16 protein-coding genes and 1 tRNA gene are annotated in these 19,297 nt (G+C 33.4%); 7 read left to right on the top strand and 10 right to left on the bottom strand.

Annotated elements, in window-relative coordinates; all coding sequences use genetic code 11:
• Positions 1-18: 18 nt before the first annotated feature.
• The 3 genes from queG to ruvB form a co-directional block, all read right to left on the bottom strand.
• A complete protein-coding gene (gene queG / locus ACH2BG_RS13285; protein WP_395048176.1) occupies positions 19-960 on the bottom strand; it encodes a tRNA epoxyqueuosine(34) reductase QueG in 942 nt (313 codons plus the stop codon).
• Positions 960-1,316 carry a four helix bundle protein gene (locus ACH2BG_RS13280; protein ID WP_395048175.1) on the bottom strand — a complete coding sequence of 119 codons (357 nt, stop codon included), beginning with the start codon at positions 1,314-1,316 and terminating at the stop codon, positions 960-962. The genes queG and ACH2BG_RS13280 overlap by 1 nt, the downstream gene beginning before the upstream one ends.
• 134 nt (positions 1,317-1,450) lie before the next feature.
• A complete protein-coding gene (gene ruvB, locus ACH2BG_RS13275) occupies positions 1,451-2,473 on the bottom strand; it encodes a Holliday junction branch migration DNA helicase RuvB (protein ID WP_395048174.1) in 1,023 nt (340 codons plus the stop codon).
• 218 nt (positions 2,474-2,691) lie between these two features.
• Between ruvB and ACH2BG_RS13270 the strand changes: the two genes are divergently transcribed.
• On the top strand, positions 2,692-4,137 hold the full coding sequence (locus tag ACH2BG_RS13270) for an APC family permease (RefSeq protein WP_395048173.1): 1,446 nt from the start codon (positions 2,692-2,694) through the stop codon (positions 4,135-4,137).
• Positions 4,138-4,224: 87 nt separating this feature from the next.
• Here ACH2BG_RS13270 and ACH2BG_RS13265 read toward each other — a convergent pair whose 3' ends face one another.
• The 4 genes from ACH2BG_RS13265 to ACH2BG_RS13250 all read right to left on the bottom strand — a co-directional run bounded on the left by ACH2BG_RS13265 (position 4,225) and on the right by ACH2BG_RS13250 (position 8,509).
• On the bottom strand, positions 4,225-6,468 hold the full coding sequence (locus ACH2BG_RS13265; RefSeq protein ID WP_395048172.1) for a M1 family metallopeptidase: 2,244 nt from the start codon (positions 6,466-6,468) through the stop codon (positions 4,225-4,227).
• Between the two features lie 59 nt (positions 6,469-6,527).
• Entirely contained in the window at positions 6,528-6,968 is a 441-nt protein-coding gene (locus tag ACH2BG_RS13260) for a DUF6702 family protein (RefSeq protein ID WP_395048180.1), read from the bottom strand.
• Between the two features lie 76 nt (positions 6,969-7,044).
• Positions 7,045-7,818, bottom strand: coding sequence for a hypothetical protein (locus ACH2BG_RS13255; protein ID WP_395048171.1), 774 nt, complete (start codon positions 7,816-7,818; stop codon positions 7,045-7,047).
• Complete coding sequence (locus ACH2BG_RS13250) at positions 7,790-8,509, bottom strand: hypothetical protein (RefSeq protein ID WP_395048170.1); 720 nt, start codon at positions 8,507-8,509, stop codon at positions 7,790-7,792. Before ACH2BG_RS13250 ends, ACH2BG_RS13255 begins: the two co-directional genes overlap by 29 nt.
• A gap of 114 nt (positions 8,510-8,623) precedes the next feature.
• Here ACH2BG_RS13250 and pepE point away from each other — a divergent pair, with 114 nt between their 5' ends.
• Positions 8,624-9,331, top strand: a complete 708-nt coding sequence (gene pepE / locus ACH2BG_RS13245) for a dipeptidase PepE (RefSeq protein ID WP_395048169.1) — start codon at positions 8,624-8,626, stop codon at positions 9,329-9,331.
• Between the two features lie 35 nt (positions 9,332-9,366).
• Here the strand turns inward: pepE and ACH2BG_RS13240 are convergent.
• A tRNA-Gly gene (locus ACH2BG_RS13240) sits at positions 9,367-9,439 on the bottom strand.
• Positions 9,440-9,576: 137 nt separating this feature from the next.
• Between ACH2BG_RS13240 and ACH2BG_RS13235 the strand changes: the two genes are divergently transcribed.
• Both ACH2BG_RS13235 and ACH2BG_RS13230 read left to right on the top strand, forming a co-directional pair.
• The gene (locus ACH2BG_RS13235) at positions 9,577-10,014 is read left to right on the top strand and encodes a GNAT family N-acetyltransferase (RefSeq protein ID WP_395048168.1); all 438 of its coding nucleotides are present in this window, start codon (positions 9,577-9,579) and stop codon (positions 10,012-10,014) included.
• 9 nt (positions 10,015-10,023) lie between these two features.
• Positions 10,024-11,724: a L,D-transpeptidase family protein gene (locus ACH2BG_RS13230; RefSeq protein ID WP_395048167.1), complete on the top strand. Its 1,701-nt coding sequence runs from the start codon at positions 10,024-10,026 to the stop codon at positions 11,722-11,724.
• Here the strand turns inward: ACH2BG_RS13230 and ACH2BG_RS13225 are convergent.
• Positions 11,713-12,420 (bottom strand): murein L,D-transpeptidase catalytic domain family protein, encoded by a 708-nt coding sequence (locus ACH2BG_RS13225; protein WP_395048166.1) that lies wholly within the window; start codon positions 12,418-12,420, stop codon positions 11,713-11,715. The two genes, ACH2BG_RS13230 and ACH2BG_RS13225, sit on opposite strands and share 12 nt — an antisense overlap.
• Before the next feature lie 205 nt (positions 12,421-12,625).
• Between ACH2BG_RS13225 and ACH2BG_RS13220 the strand changes: the two genes are divergently transcribed.
• The 3 genes from ACH2BG_RS13220 (at position 12,626) to ACH2BG_RS13210 (ending at position 17,758) form a co-directional block, all read left to right on the top strand.
• Positions 12,626-15,070, top strand: coding sequence for a DUF5916 domain-containing protein (locus ACH2BG_RS13220; protein WP_395048165.1), 2,445 nt, complete (start codon positions 12,626-12,628; stop codon positions 15,068-15,070).
• Positions 15,071-15,135: 65 nt separating this feature from the next.
• On the top strand, positions 15,136-16,650 hold the full coding sequence (gpmI, locus tag ACH2BG_RS13215) for a 2,3-bisphosphoglycerate-independent phosphoglycerate mutase (RefSeq protein WP_395048164.1): 1,515 nt from the start codon (positions 15,136-15,138) through the stop codon (positions 16,648-16,650).
• Between the two features lie 64 nt (positions 16,651-16,714).
• Positions 16,715-17,758: a tyrosine-type recombinase/integrase gene (locus ACH2BG_RS13210; RefSeq protein WP_395048163.1), complete on the top strand. Its 1,044-nt coding sequence runs from the start codon at positions 16,715-16,717 to the stop codon at positions 17,756-17,758.
• Positions 17,759-18,954: 1,196 nt separating this feature from the next.
• Here the strand turns inward: ACH2BG_RS13210 and ACH2BG_RS13205 are convergent.
• Positions 18,955-19,297: transposase (locus tag ACH2BG_RS13205; RefSeq protein ID WP_395048162.1), on the bottom strand; the 343-nt coding region annotated here is incomplete at its 5' end.

Below are 19,297 nucleotides of genomic sequence, written 5' to 3'. Positions count from 1 at the left end.
GCGGAAATCCAGTTGCTATTATTCTCTCAGAAAATTAATGTTTCTTTTCAATCCCTCTAGTTTTGTTCTTTTGATTGCAGAGTTTTTGAATACTTTTTTGAAAGTTTCATCCGTGATTTCTTCCCAGTCTTTTTTGGAAAAAGAAATCATTTCAGGATTTGGATTAAAAAGTGGTTCGTTGTGTGGTTTTGAAAATTTATTCCAAGGACAAACATCTTGACAAACGTCGCACCCGAAAGCCCAATCATCAAACTTGCCTTTCATTTCTATTGGAATGTTTTCTTTGAGTTCGATGGTGAAATACGAAATGCATTTGCTTCCGTCGACAATATATGGAGCAACAATCGCTTCTGTGGGACAAGCATCGATACAAGCGGTGCAGCTTCCGCAATGGTCGGTTGTGGCGTGGTCGTATTCTAAATCTAAATCGACAACTAATTCTGCTATAAAATAAAAAGAACCAACTTGTTTCGTTAATAGATTGCTATTTTTTCCAATCCATCCCAAACCTGATTTTGCTGCCCAAGCTTTGTCGAGAACTGGTGCCGAATCTACGAATGCACGACCAGAAACCTCTCCAATTTCAGTTTGAATAAAATATAATAATTCCTTCAGTTTTTCTTTAATAACAAAATGATAATCCTGTCCGTAAGCGTATTTTGAGATTTTATAAGAATTCTCAGTCTGAATTTCCGATGGATAATAATTTAACAATAACGAAATCACGCTTTTCGCATCATCGACGAGTAAGATTGGATTCAATCTTTTATCAAAATTGTTTTCCATATAAGACATTTCACCGTTCATTTGCTTGTTTAACCAATTCTCTAATCGCGGCGCTTCTTCTTCTAAAAATCCAGCTTTCGAAATACCACAAGATAAAAAACCGAGGCGTTGTGCTTCGGTTTTGATTAGAGAAGTATAGCGGGAAGTTGGAAGTAGGGAGTTGGAAGTTTTCATTATTGCTTTAATCGGACTTTAAATGCAATGGTCATATTCATCAAATCGAATGATTCTTTATAGAGTTTATCAAAAACCTCATTTGTTATATAATCTCTTCTTTTTGCTTTATACAAACAGGTAACAACTTCAGCTAAAGATCTCACAGAATAACCTAAAAACCTATTAAATTCAGTATTAGATTGTTCGATATAACCTTCAGAAATATTTAAAGCAACCGAATCTGAAGCTCTTAAAATTTGAGAAGAAAGATTATACATTTCGTGCTTAGGAAAACCTTTTATAATAGTGTTTATATCTTCCCCAAAATCCATGGCCCGTTGCCAAATAATTAATTTTTCGAATTTAAAACTCATCTTTTTTTATTTTTTTGTTGGAAGAAGGAAGTTATAAATACAGCATTAAACCTAATATATTTACACCTCTCTTCTTTTACTTACTTTTTTCTCTTCCATCTTCCTACTTCCCTCTTCCTGCTCCCATCTTTTATCTAAAATAATCCGCCTTGAATATTCATTTTTACTTTTCCAAGATGTTTATAGGCTTTTTCGGTAACTTCTCTTCCGCGAGGTGTTCTCATGATAAATCCTTCCTGAATTAAGAATGGTTCATAAACTTCTTCGATGGTTTCGCTGCTTTCGGATACGGCTGTCGCCAAAGTGGATAATCCTACTGGTCCACCTTTGAATTTATCTATAATCGTGGTTAGAATTTTATTATCCATTTCGTCTAAACCGTGTGCGTCTACATTTAAGGCATTCAAAGCAAATTTTGCGATTTCAATATCGATACTTCCGTTTCCTTTTATTTGTGCAAAATCACGAACACGACGCAACATAGCATTCGCAATACGTGGCGTTCCACGGCTACGACCAGCAATTTCGATGGCAGCTTCCATGGTGATTGGCATTTTTAAAATCGATGAACTTCTTTGGACAATCGTTGTCAAAAGTTCGGTATTATAATATTGTAAACGGCTCTGAATTCCAAAACGAGCACGCATAGGTGCTGTTAATAATCCAGAACGTGTCGTGGCTCCTACTAATGTAAAAGGATTTAGATTAATTTGAACCGAACGAGCGTTTGGACCAGACTCGATCATAATATCAATCTTAAAATCTTCCATCGCAGAATATAGATACTCTTCGACAATAGGACTTAACCGATGAATTTCATCAATAAACAATACATCTCTTTCGTCCAGATTCGTTAACAAACCTGCTAAATCGCCTGGTTTATCCAAAACTGGACCAGAAGTGATTTTGATACCTACGCCCAATTCGTTTGCCAAAATATTCGCCAAAGTTGTTTTTCCTAATCCTGGAGGACCGTGAAAAAGCGTGTGGTCGAGTGCTTCGCCACGCTGATTTGCTGCTTGTACAAATATTTTTAAGTTTTCTAAAACCTGTTCTTGTCCTGTAAAATCATCAAACGAGAGTGGTCTCAATTTTTTTTCTAAATCGAGTTCTTCTGGATTATAGTTTTGATTGGTAGGATCTAAATTTTCATTCATTTTACAAATATAAAAAGTTTATTCCTTAAAGTCGCAAGTTGAAATGTCATAATGTCGAAAGTCCTTAATATTTAATAAGTTTTAGCAGTTTTTAAAATTTCTTCTATTTGGAAAAAGTTTAAAACATAGAAAAAGACACCAAAGACTTTATGTCTTTAAAACTTTATGACTTGCGACTTTATGGAAAAATCTTATATTAGCCTTCAAAAAACATTTCTATGCAAGACGAAAAACAAACTTTTAAACGCGAATTGGGATTGCTTAATGCGACAAGCTTGGTTGCCGGTTCTATGATTGGTTCGGGGATTTTTATAGTTACGGCACAAATGGCTCGAGATGTAGGTTCTGCAGCTTGGCTTTTGGTAATTTGGCTAGTAACAGGATTATTAACAATGTCGGCAGCTTTAAGTTATGGCGAACTAGCAGGAATGATGCCTAATGCTGGCGGACAGTTTGTGTATATTCAACGTGCTTACGGAAAACTCATGTCGTTTTTGTACGGTTGGACAGTTTTCACAGTGATACAAACAGGAGTTATTGCTGCGGTGGCGGTGGCTTTTGCTAATTATTCGGCAGTGTTTTTTCCTGTTTTAGAAAATAAATTATTTACCATTGGAGAAAGTTATGCTTTCTCAAACAAGCAAATTCTAGCTATGGTAAGCATTGTTTTGCTTACTTATATTAATACCAAAGGTGTTCAGAGCGGAAAAACCATTCAGTTAATATTTACATTAGCAAAAATGTTTGCTCTTTTTGCCTTAATTATTTTAGGATTATACGTTGGTTTACAAACCGATGTGTTATCTAATAATTTTGCCCATATGTGGGAAGCTTCCAAAACAGTTTTAAACACTGATGGAACCGTAACTGTAACCCAATTAGCCGGAGTTGCCTTACTTGGCGCTATGGGAGCCACAATTATTAATTCTTTATTTTCGAGTGATGCTTGGAACAATGTGACATTTATTGCTGGAGAAATAAAAGATCCTAAGAAAAATATTCCTAGAAGTTTGTTTTTAGGAACCCTAATTGTGACTATCATTTATATTTTAGCAAATATTGCTTATTTGGCATTATTACCAATGAATGGCACGCCAATTGGAGAATCTGTGATGAACAACGGAATTATGTTTGCCAGTCAAGACCGAGTTGGCGCTGCGGCTGCCAATGTAATTATGGGAAATATTGGTGTTTTTGTGATGGCTGGATTAATTATGGTTTCTACTTTTGGGTGTAATTCAGGATTGGTCCTTTCTGGCGGAAGATTATTTTATGCGATGTCTAAAGATGGTTTGTTCTTTAAAAAAGCTGGCGAATTAAACAAAAACAATGTTCCTGAAAAAGCGCTTTGGTTTCAATGTATTTGGGCTTGTGTGTTGTGTGTTTCTGGAAAATATGGTGATTTATTAACATATTCTACATTTGCTTCTTTATTATTTTATATCCTGACTATTTACGGAATTTTTATTCTTAGAAAAAAAGAGCCAAATGCAGAACGTCCTTATAAAGCTTTTGGTTATCCTATAATTCCTGCAATTTATATTGTTGTTACTGCTTTAATATGTATTACTTTATTAATTTATGATACTAAAAGTACAGGATTGGGATTATTGATAGTTGGTTTAGGAGTTCCTGTTTATTATTTAACTAAGAGAGAAGTATAGTATTTAAAAATCACCCTTATTAAAAGAAAAAGAGAAGAAACAAACAAGTTCCTTCTCTTTTTTTATACTTAAATTGTCTAAAAAATTTTAATCAAATTTAGATTTTATTATTTCTTTTGGCCAAGTATTATTAGTTACATCAACATCGGCAGTTTCTAGTTTTGGGTCTACTACAATTTTTGAAATTGCTTTTTGAGTAGCGAACGTCCTTACAACCTCAGCATCATTCATTCTCCAAATTTGTGCTGGAAATGTTTGATTTTCGGTTGTTCCGTCTTCAAAAGTTAGCTCGACAATGATTGGCATTACTAATCCTCCAGGTTTGTTAAACGTTACTTCATAAAAATATTTTGGCGAAGCTAATTTTGCAATTTCCTCTGGTTTGAAATTCGTTTGCACAAACTCATCTAAAGTTTTAATATCTTTTACATTTAATGCTTCTTTGTTTTTTGCTGACAAATCCTGACTTGTACTAGAAACCATATATACTAATGGTCCAGTCATTTTACGTCGGTTTCTTCTGTTAACTTCTGGAGTTTTAAATTCTTTCGGAGCATCATTACTCACATAATATTGAGTTACTTCTTTGATACCTATATCTGTATAATCGGTAGTGTAAAACCAACCACGAATAAACCAATCTAAATCGGTTGCCGATGCATCTTCCATAGTTCTGAAGAAATCTTCTGGAGTTGGATGCTTAAATTTCCAACGATTTGCATAGGTTTTGAAAGCATAATCGAACAATTCGTGTCCCATAATGGTTTCACGAAGAATATTTAAACCCGCTGCTGGTTTTCCGTAAGCGTTATTCCCAAATTGTTTTATGGCTTCAGAATTGGTCATAATTGGTTCAATATTGCTTTGGTCTCCACTCATATAAGGAACAATTAAACTTGCTGGCCCACGATCTATTGGGAAATTTTTATCGAAAGTGATTTCGGCAAGATATTCCATAAATGTGTTCAATCCTTCGTCCATCCAAGTCCATTGACGCTCATCTGAATTAACAATCATTGGAAAAAAATTGTGCCCAACTTCGTGAATAACCACACCTAACATTCCGTATTTTACTCTATCAGAAAATGTTCCGTCGGCCTCAGGACGTCCAAAATTCCAACATATCATTGGGTATTCCATTCCTTGATCTTGCGCATTTACAGAAACTGCTTTTGGGTAAGGATAATCGAAAGTATAACTCGAATAACTTTTTAGGGTATGCGCAACAGCTTTAGTAGAATATTGTTCCCAAAGTGGATTTCCTTCTTTTGGATATAAAGAAACTGCCATCACAGTTTTTGTATCTAACTTTACAGCCATCATATCTAAGATAAATTTTCTTGAAGTTGAAATTCCAAAATCACGAACATTTTCCGCTTTAAACTTCCAAGTTTTTTTCTTATCAGAAAAACCTTTTTCGCTTTCTGTTGCTTCTGCTTGAGTAACAATTACAACTGGTTTGTCAAACGAATTTTGTGCCAATGCGTATCTTCTAACTTGCTCTGGTGTAAAAACTTCGGCTCTGTTTAAAAGATCCCCTGTTGCTTCCATAATGTGATCAGCTGGGACGGTAATATTAACTTCGAAATTTCCGAAAGGCAAAGCAAATTCTCCACTTCCCCAAAATTGCATATTTTGCCAACCTTCTACATCATTATAAACCGCCATTCTTGGATAAAATTGTGCTAAAACATATAGATTATTTCCATCTTTGAAATGCTCATAGCCAGAACGACCACCATCAATCATATAATTATTTATGTTATAATTCCATTTGATGTTCATAACAAATTTCTCGCCATGTGCTAATGGTTTTACTAAATTGATTCGCATCATAGTTTCATTGACAGTATAAGAAATTGGATTTCCTTTTATGTCTTTTACATAATCGATTTTGAAACCACCATCAAATTTTTCTTCTAAATATTTTCTCGAAAAACCAGCTGCACTAATTGCAGGGTCTATTTTAGAATTCTCTACTAATGGGGTTTTTGATGTTCTTGCCATCAAGTTTTGATCTAATTGAATCCATAAATATTCTAAAGATTCCTTAGCATTATTAGTATAAGTGATGGTTTCTGTACCAAATAATTTGGTGTTTTTATCATCTAATTCAATATCCATTTTATAATCGGCTTGCTGCTGATAATATTCTGGCCCAGGCGCGCCAGATGCGGTACGATACATATTTGGAGTTGCAAATTCGCCATACATTTGACGAAATTTGTTCTTGTCTTCGTGACCTTGTTCTTTAGCTTTAGCCGTTTCTTGAGCTAATATTACCGAGGAAAAAGTAATAAAAAACAGTAAAAAAGTAGTAGATTTTTTCATAACCTGATTTAATTTTCAAGTCATAAAAGTAATTATTTTTATTACAGAAAATGGAAATCTTAGGGTTTTAACAAACCTTTCACATTATCGGGTGTTAGTAACAAACTATGTTTTTTACCATATATCGTAGTTTGAATAATATTTTGCTGGTCAGAATTCAAGTCGAATAAAGTGGTGTTTTGAATTTCTAAAGTTTTTATTTTTGAAATTTCTTTAACATTATAATAACAAATCACAACATTTCCTTCAAGTTCTTTACTGAGATAGTTGATACTTTTTTGCTGGCCATTTATTTTTATCGAAAAATTACCCCCGATATATTTTTTCATTAAAACTATATCTTCTGGCGTTTCGTTTGGCTCTCCAATATTTGTTTTTTGATTGTATTTTGATTTCAGAATATCATTTAAATCATCCATAAAAATACGGGATGTAATTTGAAGCATTTTCTTTTCAGGCACATAATTAATCTGATATATTGATACATAAAATTTATGCATCGCAAAAGAGGACAGGCACATTATCGATAAAAAAAGTAATATATAAATTATTGATTTTTTCATTTTACGAAAGTAATTATTCTTTTTTTGGAAATGTAAGTTGTTTGTATTTTTCTGCTAATTCTCCCAACAAGAATGTAGTCATGGTTTTATTTTTAGATTTTATACTTGCAATTAATCTTTGGTCGTCAATTACATATATTTGAAATCCTTTTACGTATTCAACAGGTATTTTTAGTATTTTAACAAAAAAATCTTCCTCATATAAATTGTCAATTTTTGCTTGTAATCTTTCTTTATTTTCCACAACCAATTCTTTTTTCAACATGGCGGTTCTTCCGGAAAGCCAGTTTATTAGTGGGTCTACTCCTACCGACCCTCCAGCCATTCCGCCTGCATTCAAATCTAAAAATGGAGCTGTTGCAGTTCTTAATCGTCTTTGTGCTGGTGTATAAGATTTTGTTCCAAAAGGTATAATTCCTAGAGAAAATGCATTTATTTCTGAGTAATCTTTTATATAAACTTCATCTAACATTGTAATTTGTTGCTTTAGTCGCATAAAAAACAAGTTTTCGGAAAAATCAGATTGTTTTAACACAATTTGCATTCCTTTTATTTGCATTCCAGAAAACATCAAGGTGTCAGTTACTTTAGCAAAAATGGAGAAAAAACCTCCTTTTTCAGTCACTGTACTTTTCTCATTAGTTAGATTAATAACATGAATTCCGTCAAAACTTGAAGCGTCGGAAATGACTTTCCCTTTCAATAATGTTTGAGAAAACATATTTTGTGAGATTAGAAATAAAATAAAACCTATCAAACTATTTTTTATCATTTCGTAATAAATCATTATATTTTGAAGACAATTCTGTAAGCAAAAGCGGAATTACCCTTGTGTCTTGTTTATTTAAACTAGCTACTAATTTCTTATCATCAATAGCAAAAATTTGAAACCCTTTTATATATTCAGAAGGGATTTTTAGTTTTTTTGTATAAAAATCTTCTTCAAATAGTGTCGAAAGTCTATCTAGTAATTTCTCTTTTTTTTCTACTTCTACATTTTTTTTCAACTCCGTAGTTCTTCCATTTATCGCATTTATAAGTTGTGTAATGCCAATTCCTGAACTTTCTCCCATTAGTTTTCTTTCGGCTGGCGTATATATTTTTACATTTTTTGAAATAATACCCAAAGAAGCTGCGGTTATTTGCGGATAGTTTTTTATGACGACTTCTTCTAGTTGGGTTGCTTTTGGATATATTTTTACAGTAATCAAATTGTTCAAGAAATCAATAGGCTTCAAATTCAAGACTTTTCGTTCGATTTTAAATCCTGAAAACACTAAAACTTGGTTTAGCTTGGCTTCAATTGAAAATAACCCATTGCTATCAGTCATTGTTTTTACATTAGTAGATAAATTAATAACATAAATTTCTTCAAGATTTGAAGCATCGGAAATGACTTTCCCTTTCAATAATGTTTGAGAAAAAACACTTTGAGAAAAAAGTAAAGCCATAAATGATAAAAGTAAAATTTGCTTCATCAATCTTTAATATTTTGTAAAAATAGAAGCCAAGCTTCACAATATATTATTAATGCCTTGGTAATTTTTTGTTAATAATAATTATTTACCTTTGAAAATCTCAACAACAAAACAATGAAAAAAGTTATTCTTGCCAGCACTTCGACCTTATATAATGGTGATTATTTAGACTATTTGTTACCCGCATTATCAAAACATTTTAGTAATTGTAAAACCTTACTTTTTATACCTTATGCAAGACCTAGCGGGATTTCACACGATGATTACACGCAAAAAGTAAGTGTAGCTTTTGCCAAAATAAATATAACTGTAAATGGGATTCATAACTACAAAAATACCACCGAAGCCATACAAAATGCCGAAGCTATTTTTACCGGTGGTGGCAATACTTTTTTGCTGGTTTCGCAACTATATAAAAACAATTTGATGACTGTTTTAAAAAATACTATCGAAGCTGGAACCCCTTATTTAGGTACAAGCGCAGGAAGTAATATAGGCGGAATGACGATGAATACAACAAATGACATGCCTATTGTTTTGCCTGAAAGTTTCGAAACTTTAGGATTAATACCTTTTAATCTGAATCCGCATTTTTTAGATGCAAACAAACAATCCACACATATGGGAGAAACTCGCGAAACGAGAATAAATGAATTTCACACCGTAAGTAAAATTCCAGTTTTGGGATTACGTGAAGGAAGTTGGTTAAAGATATATGATGAAAATATTACCTTAAAAGGAGATTTATCCGCCAGATTGTTTAGACAAAACGAGCCCGCTGTAGAACTAGAAATGAATACAAGTTTGAATTTTTTGACATAAAAAAACCTCAAACTTACATTTGAGGTTTCTTGAAGAGCGAAAGACGAGGCTCGAACTCGCGACAACCAGCTTGGAAGGCTGGAGCTCTACCAACTGAGCTACTTTCGCATTACTGAGGTGCAAATATAAATAATATTTCTCGTTATTTGCAAATATATTTTCAAAAAAAATGACACTTTATTTTTATTAAATAAATTAATTATCATAACCCATTTATTATTAAAGCCTTAACTGTTATATAAAAAATGAATACGATTAAAGAAATTACAGCTCAAGAGACGTTTTTGGTGCGAAATTTGGTGTTAAGACTTGGAAAACCTATTGAAACTTGTTTTTTTGATGGTGATAATTTAGAACAAACAAAACACTTTGGCTATTTTAATAATGGAAAAATTGTGGGTGTTTTGTCGGTTTATAAAAATAAAAATGTTATTTTTAAATTCCCAAATCAATATCAAATTCGTGGAATGGCAATCTTGGAAGAATTTCAAGGAAATGGTTGCGGAAAACTATTGGTTAAACATTGTGAAGATTGCTTGATAAGTAGCGAAGCAAATTTAATCTGGTTTAACGCCCGAGAAACTGCCGTTCCATTTTACGAAAAATTAGGTTACACCAAAAATGGATTTCCTTTTGTGATTACCGATGTGGGAATTCATTTTTTAATGTTTAAAAATTTATAACAATACTAAATGAAGCCAATTTACTTACTCATTCCGCTTATAATTTTTATTTGTTGCAAAAAAAACACCTTAGAAAAAACTTCTAATAGCACTTCTTTTATTAATTTTCCGTTTTTGAATTCTTCTGTAAAAATAGATTCTACATTAATAAGTAGCTTTAACAACCCGAATTTAACTACTTTTTATAAAAATTATAGTAACGAAACCGTTTGGACTTCAGAAGACAATAGAACTGTTGTTTTAAATGAATTCAAAAATGCCACAAATGAAGGCTTACTTCCAAACGATTATAATTATGATAAATTAATCACTTTGAGCACTAATTATAATAATTTAGATGATATAAAATTGATTGAATTTGATCTGTTATTCACTCAAAGTATTCAAAAATACCTTTCACATATACATAAAGGGAAAGTTTCTCCGAAAGTAGTGTCTGGTGATTGGGATTTAAAAGAAAAAAAAATCGATGTAAATGCAGTACTATTTGAGAGTATTGAAAATAATGATTTAGCATCAAAATTTGAAAGCTTAAAACCCCAACATCCTCTTTATAAAAACTTAAAAGAAGCTTTGCAATTACTAAATACCTTTCCTAAAGATTCGATTCCGTTTATAACATTAAAACCTAAAGATAAAATTGCTCTTAATAAACCTAACAAAACTATAAAGACTATAAAACAACGATTAATGTATTGGCATGACATGAAACAAGTGGATACTTTGACTACTATTTATGATGCAGAAACACAAGATGCGGTAAAATTATTTCAATCCCGTCATGGCTTAAATCCTGATGGAGTTATAGGCAAGGGAACTGTTTTAGCGATGAATTATACTCGGGATCAAAGAATTGAACAAGTTATTGCAAATTTAGAACGTTGGCGGTGGTTTGCCAACGATTTTGGCAAAAATTATCTTTTAATAAACATTCCAGATTACACATTACTCGCTATTAAGGATAATGATACGATGCAAAAACAAAGGGTGGTGGTAGGAAAAGAAACAAGACAAACCCCTATAATAGAATCGAAAGTTTCTAACATTAATTTAAATCCAAACTGGACTGTTCCGCCAACTATTCTTAAAGAAGATGTTTATCCTGACGCTATAAAAGACAGGAGTGTTTTTAAGAAAAAAGGATTAATAATTTTAAATAATAAAAACAAAGAAGTTAGCCCGTGGGACTGGAAAATAGAAGATGCCAAGAAATACAAATACGTTCAGAATCCTGGAAGAAATAGTGCTTTAGGACTTATGAAAATAAATTTTCCTAACAAATATTCTGTTTATCTTCACGACACTAACCATCGTGATTATTTTAGTCTTACTTATAGGTCATTAAGTTCTGGTTGTGTAAGATTAGAAAAACCTTTAGAAATGGCTGCTTACTTGATAAACAAACCTGAAAAATGGGATTTAAAAACCATACAAGACACGACAGATATTAATTATTACAACAAACTTCAGAAGCAAAAGGAAAAGAAAATTGCGGCAAAAAACGCTAAACTTTTGGCAAAAAATCCACTGTTAGTAATTCCCGAAAGAGTGTATCCAAAACCAGAACTAAAAACAATCGTTGTAAATATTTCAGATGATATTTATATTCATCAATTGTACTGGACCGCTTGGTTACAAAAAGAAACGTTACAATTTAGAGAAGACATTTATTGCCTAGATTCTGATTTGTATTCTAAATTAAGAAACTAATCTAGATGCAACTTCGTAACTTCTACTTGGATGGTAAATAAAAATACAAGATTTATCTTTTATCGTTTTAATAATTTGAGTTTTTAGACCCTCAGGAATTGCAGGACAACCTTGACTTCTTCCTAAATATCCTTGAGCTTTTATAATAGAAGGATTCGCATAACTCGCACCATGCATAACAACTGCTCTTGCACGTGCATTACTATTTATTCCTTTTTCTTGACCATCAAGTTTTAGAGACAATCCGTGTTTTCCGTTATAAGTTTCTCCTGTTGTATAAAAACCCAAACTGCTTTTGTTAGAACTTGGAGAATTTGAAAAATTATTAGCATACTCTCCTCCAGATTTCATTCCGTGAGAAACTACTGTATTATATAATATAGTATTTGTAGATAAATCGATAACCCAGAGACGTTTTTTAGCAGATGACATACTAAAGTCGATTACCGTCAAAATATCTTTTTGAATAAGCCCTTTTCCTTTCAAGGCATAAAATCCTTCCATTGCTTTTTTGAAACAAGTAATTTGTGGCAAAGCAAAATGATTTGAGTTTAATGAGGAATAAACCATTTCAATTTTGGCTGTAAGATTATTTGCTGTTGTACTAGCAACTAATTTAGGATCTGTTTTTATAGTACTTTTTGGTGCAAAAGACATAAAAAATACTAAAAGAAGGGGCAAGATTCTGTAAGTCATTGATAATGTATTAATTGTGTTGTTATTTGTACAAGGCAAATATGTAATAAAAAATAACACTATCCAAATTTTTTTACACTTAATCGGTAAAATTTAACATTTCGTCGATTATTTATGTTTCTGCTTTTAGTTAATTTATTCATAAATAACGAGCGTTCACAGGGAATATTTCTAAATTTGCCATCATCATCAAAAAATCAAAATCATGGCTTTACGTTTAGCTTTTCTACTCACCTTGTTAGCTACAAACTTAATTTTCGGACAACAAAACCCTTCATCTACCGAAAAAAAGAAACTCAACACAATCCTTTCCAACGAAAACATTTCGATAGACGGAGAGCTAAACGAAGCTATTTGGCAAAAAACAGAAGTCGCCACAAACTTTATTATGTTTGAACCAGACAATGGAAAACCAATTGCTGAAAACAAAAAAAGTGATGTTAAAATAATTTATGATAATGAGGCTATATATATAGGTGCGATGCTAAATGACAATGAACCAAATAAAATCATGAAAGAAATTACACAACGTGATGATGATGGCTCATCTGATTTTTTTGGAATAAGCCTAAACGGCTATAATGACGGTCAGCAAGAATTTCGATTTTACGTAACTGCTGCAGGAGTGCAATTAGATTGTAATTCTAATTCGCAAACTGGCGAAGATTTTTCTTGGGATGCTATTTGGGAAAGTAAAACTAAAATCACGGACAAAGGTTGGATTGTAGAAATGAAAATCCCTTATTCGGCGCTGCGATTTTCGAAAGAAAATATCCAAATTTGGGGAATAAATTTTTTAAGACAGATTCGTCGTGACCGACAATTATATACTTGGACACATATAGATAATAAAAAAGGATCTTTCGAACAACAAGCTGGAGAATTATATGGTATTGAAAACATAAAAACACCAACTCGATTATTCTTCTTCCCTTATGCTTCGGTTTATGTTAGTAACGACAAAAAAAATGGAACTAAAACAGAACTAAAAGGTGGCTTGGATATAAAGTATGGTATAAACGATGCGTTTACCCTAGATGCAATTCTAGTTCCAGACTTTGGGCAAACAGCTTTAGACAATCAAATCCTAAATCTTGGTCCATTCGAACAACAATTTAACGAAAACAGACCTTTTTTTACCGAAGGAACAGACTTGTTTAACAAAGGAGATTTATTTTATTCCAGAAGAATTGGCGGAAAACCATCATTAAGACGTAGTCGATTAAATCAAGAAAAAGAAACCAATGAAACTATATATGAATATCCAACAAAAGTAAACTTACTAAATGCACTAAAAATATCTGGTCGTACAAAAGGAGGTCTAGGCATTGGTTTTCTAAATGCAATTACCGAAAAAACCGAATCAACACTTTTAGACACGCTCTCTCAAACCAAACGAAAGGTCATAATCGAACCCATAGCTAATTTTAGCATTCTTACATTAGACCAGCGCTTCAACAAAAACTCATCAGTATCCTTAGTAAATACAAATGTAACTAGAAATGGGCATTTCAAAGACGCAAATGTTACCGCTTTAGTTTGGGATTTGAATACTACAAAAAACACATTCAATCTTTCGGGTGATTTCAAATACAGTAATGTAAACGAATACAAAAAATTAGAAGACAGAAAAGGATACAACACCTCGTTAAATTTTGCAGAAACCAGTGGAAAAATACGTTTTAATGTTGGCGCAAAATATGTTTCTAAAAAATACGACAATAACGATCTAGGAATAAATTTTCAGACAAATTACAGCAGTATATTCGGAAATATTAATTATCGAATGCTAAAACCATCAGAGAATCTAAATGCTTTTAGAGTAAATGGAAATGTATATACCGAGTACGAAAATATAACAGGCAAACTACAATCATTTAACCTAAATACAAACTACCATTTTACAACCAAGAAGAACAACGGATTTGGAGTTGGTTTTAATTCAAAACCTGTAAATACTTATGATTTCTATTCCCCAGGAAGAGAAGGACGATATGTAACAATTCCTAAAAACTATGGCATATGGACTTATTATTCTTCTAATTACAACAAAAAATTAGCTATAGATATTAACCCTTATTATACAGAATATTTTGAAGGAAACCGCAAGGAATATGGAATAAGTTTTGGACCAAGATACCGCTTAAACAATAAAATTTCTTTCAGGTTAAATTATGATTTCAACAAACAAAACAGCGACCGAGGTCAAGTTGACTACCAAGGAGAAGAAATTATATATGCTCAAAGAGATGTAAACTCTTCTACATTGGGATTATCTACAAAATATGCTTTAAACAACAAAATGACTATCAATATCAATTCCCGATATTATTGGTCCTATGTTCAAAACGACAAATTCTTTTCCTTACAACCAAACGGAGAATTATCAGACAGTAATTATACCAATTCGCTAAACCAAGACTTCAACACTTGGAATATTGATTGCTCTTATTCTTGGTGGATTGCGCCGGGAAGCCAACTTAATATGTTGTATCGTAACACCTCCTCAAATGGATTATCGGAAATTCAGTATATAAACAAAAATGCATCTCACAATTTCAATTCCTTATTTGGCGACAAACTACAACACACATTCTCGATAAGTTTACGCTACTTTTTAGATTATAACAGAGTCAAAAGTTGGATATAATTCATTAAATTTGAAGCTCTTTCCTGTCTCGTTTTTAAGAACGAGAGGCTAAAAATCGATTCAAAATGAACAAAAAAGTAATCCTCATGATACTCGACGGTTGGGGCAAATCGTCAGACCCAAAAGTATCCGCCATAGACAATGCCAACATTCCGTTTATAAATTCACTTTATAAAAACTATCCCAGTGCACAACTGCGAACCGATGGTCTAAACGTAGGTTTGCCCGAAGGACAAATGGGAAATTCGGAAGTAGGGCATATGAATTTGGGCGCTGGAAGAATTGTCTATCAGGATTTGGCCAAAATAAATTTGGCAGTTGAAAATAAAACTTTCAACAAAGAGAAAGCAATCTCTGATGCATTTCATTACGCCAAGGAATATGACAAACCGGTACATTTCCTCGGACTTGTTTCAGATGGTGGCGTACATTCACACATTAATCACCTAAAAGGACTTGTCGATGCGGCATATGACATTGGACTTGAAAAAGTTTTTATCCATGCGTTTACTGATGGTCGCGATGTTGACCAAAAATCAGGAGCTGGTTTTATTAGCGATATTGTAGACCATATTAAAGGAACATCGGTTAAACTCGCTTCGGTAATTGGACGCTACTATGCTATGGATCGAGACAAAAGATGGGAACGTGTTAAACTGGCTTATGATTTATTGGTTCACGGAATTGGAACACATTCGACAGATGCTATAAAGAGCATTCAGGAAAATTACGGCAAAGATATTACAGATGAATTCCTTCCGCCAATTGTGATGACCGAAAATGATGAACCAATTACTACCATCAAAGAAGGGGATGTAGTTATTTTCTTCAACTTCCGTACCGATCGTGGACGTCAGCTAACCGAAGTGCTTTCACAGAAAGATCATCTCGATTATAATATGCACAAAATGAACCTCTATTATGTCACGATGACTAATTATGACGATACGTTCAATAACATTTATAGAGTTTTTGACAAGGACAACCTTAACGAAACCTTGGGTGAAGTTTTAGAAAAACACGGTAAAAAACAAATCCGAATTGCTGAAACTGAAAAATATCCGCACGTAACGTTTTTCTTTTCTGGTGGCCGAGAAGAACCGTTTATCGGAGAAAGTCGCATCTTAAAAAACTCTCCAAAAGTAGCCACTTACGATTTACAACCCGAAATGAGCGCTTACGAACTCACCGAAGCATTAATCCCAGAACTCGAAAAAGGCGAAGTCGATTTTGTGTGTCTTAATTTCGCAAACGGTGATATGGTGGGACATACAGGAATAATGAGCGCAGCAATAAAAGCTTGCGAAGCCGTTGATAAATGTGTCGAAAAAGTAATCACATCGGCTTTAGCCAATAATTACACGACTATTGTAATTGCCGATCATGGCAATTGCGAAACGATGATAAATCCTGACGGTACACCAAACACAGCACACACTACAAATCCAGTTCCTATTATTTTAGTCGATAAAGTCTTAAAAACAATTCACAACGGTGTTTTGGGCGATATTGCTCCTACTATTTTAGACTTAATGGGTATCGAAAAACCAACAGTTATGACACGAAACTCGTTATTGTAGCTTAAATTCCGCATTGTATACTAAGTTACTTTTTTATATCTTTAGATTTACAAAAGAAGACTTTATGAAGTGGGAAGCAAAAATAATCAAACACAAAGGAAATTCCCGAATTGCGGTTTTGTTCGATAAAGAGAAATCTTTAATCGAGCGAATAAAACAAGTAGAAGGTAGTCGATGGAGTCAATCCTTACGCCTTTGGCATTTGCCAGATACGATAGATAATCGCATTCGATTTAAGATAGAAACTCCTGTGACCAATACCCTTTCGGAAGAAAAAAGACAACAAATTACGAGACTTTGTCAATGGCTATTTTCCAAAAGATATAGCCCGAGCACCATCAAAACTTACAGCGAAGCTTTACGATCATTTTTGTTGTTTTTTGATGAAAAACCAGTTACCGAAATCACTAATGAAGATGTTATTTTATACAATAACGATTTTATATTAAAAAACAATTTGTCCGCGTCATATCAAAACCAAATTGTTAATGCCATCAAACTTTATTTCAGGACAATAAAAGAGGTTAAAATTGATGTGGATAAAATTCATCGTCCAAAAAGTTCAAAATTATTACCTAATGTATTGAGCAAAGAGGAGATAAAATTAATATTAGGAGCGCACAGCAACATCAAACACAAAACAATGTTGTCTTTAATATATAGTTGTGGCTTGCGCCGAAGTGAGCTTTTACACTTAAAGCCCGCCGATATCGATTCTAAAAGGGGCATTGTAATAATTCGTCAATCTAAAGGAAGAAAAGACCGAATTGTTCCTCTATCGCCCAAAATATTAGGCATGCTCCGTGATTATTATAGCGGCTGTAAACCTAAGGTTTGGTTATTTGAAGGACAAATTCCAGGAGAACTTTACTCCGAAAAAAGTTTGCAAAGTGTCCTAAAACAAGCACTCGAGAAAGTAAAAATAACAAAACCCGTAAGTTTGCATTGGTTGCGACATAGTTACGCCACGCATTTGTTAGAAAGCGGTACCGATTTGCGCTACATTCAGGAATTATTAGGGCATAATAGTAGCAAAACTACCGAAATTTATACGCATGTAAGCACGAAATCATTGCAACAAATAAAGAGTCCTTTTGATGATTTATAATAGATTTTTATATATTTTAGCCTTAACAACAAAAGACTGACTTTAGTCAGACCAATCCGTCTTATTTTGGGTCGCTTGGTCTGATTTTATCAGACCTATAAACAAGTTATGGTGTATAGCTGTTGACGATCAACAGTCGATTTTAATCAGAAGCTTTAGTTCGAATAATACATAACGAAACAGAAACCGAGACGACCGAAATCTTAACCGAAATTCGAACTGAAATTCGAACTGAAATTCGAACCGAAATCTGAAACTTAATTGTTGCGGACAAAGCAACGTGAACTGCTTTATGGAAAACCGAAAGCGGAATTTTTTTGTCGATTTTCTTTGAGGTTTAGCTGAAGTTTGAAGTTCAAAAACAGAAACTATTTGGAACGGAAATCGAAAAGTGGAAAACTTTGGGTAATTGGAATCGATAATTGGAATATCAAATCTTTCGTGCTCAGCATCGTCAAGCTACACACCATAACAGCCACTACAACGGATTTGGGCATTGGGTTTAATGGAAAGATGGTTTTGTATTTGGGGTGATTTGGCAAATCCGAAAATAGGGCTTAATTTAGTCCCAAACCCGCTGTAGTGCCAGAACGTTACTGGAGACTTGTGCCGAAATTACGCAGATAAAAACAATTTGAAAAAAGCATTTGTTTCCGCAGAAAGTTAACAAAGCAGAAGCGTGAAAATTGGAACTTGCCAGCAGAAACTTGAAAAATTGAAACCTGAAAAGCAGAAGCGTAAAATTGGAATCTGCCAACAGAAACTTGAAAAGTTGAAGCGTGAAAAGCAGAAACGTGAAAATTGGAATTTGCCAGCAGAAGCTTGAAATTCTTTGCGCAGAATTTATAAATAGAAAGTAAATAATTGAAAAAATCCGCCGAAAATTACGAAGCGAAAAGCAAAAGCGTGAAAATTGGATTTTGCCAACAGAAACGTGAAAAGTTTGCGGTTTAATTGTAATTTCGACAAAACAAGCCTCCAGTAACACACGCTACAAGCAATTTGGGTATTAGGCTTAATGGAAAAATTGGTTTGTATTTGGAAGATTTGGCAAATCCGAAAGATAACGCTGATTTAATCCCCAACAGCTTGTAGCGCGAGAACGTCAGGCTGTGAAAAAACCTCTTTTTTCTAATATAATCTTCAAATTTCACGACTCTACAGTTCAAATAAAGGCTTTTAAGAAGGCTTTTTTTTTAGGCTGCAAATTTAGTTTGATAAATAATGAAGTCTAATTGCAGCTTTAAATACCTCATTTTTAGCAAAAACAAGACTTTTGCCTTGTAGGGTGAGTTCCATTTTTTGAGTTTGGCAATCAAATCAGGAACGCCCAAGATATTGATACTGCGTTTGATGTTATACACCAGCATAATCAAGCTGTGTTCTCCATTTACTTTTTCTAGTCCCGTTAAATTGGTGTGGTTGTAACCCCATTGGCGTTTGATGGTGCCAAAAATATGCTCGTTGATTTCCTGTCTTTTGCGGTAGAGTTGTGGGTTTTCATGATAGCGTTTGTTGTTTTCTTCGCCGGCATCGGCA

The organism is Flavobacterium sp. (assembly GCF_043779715.1).
Classification (GTDB): domain Bacteria; phylum Bacteroidota; class Bacteroidia; order Flavobacteriales; family Flavobacteriaceae; genus Flavobacterium.
The sequence above is the reverse complement of the archived record's forward strand: the minus strand, read 5'-3'. Positions and strand labels throughout refer to the sequence as shown.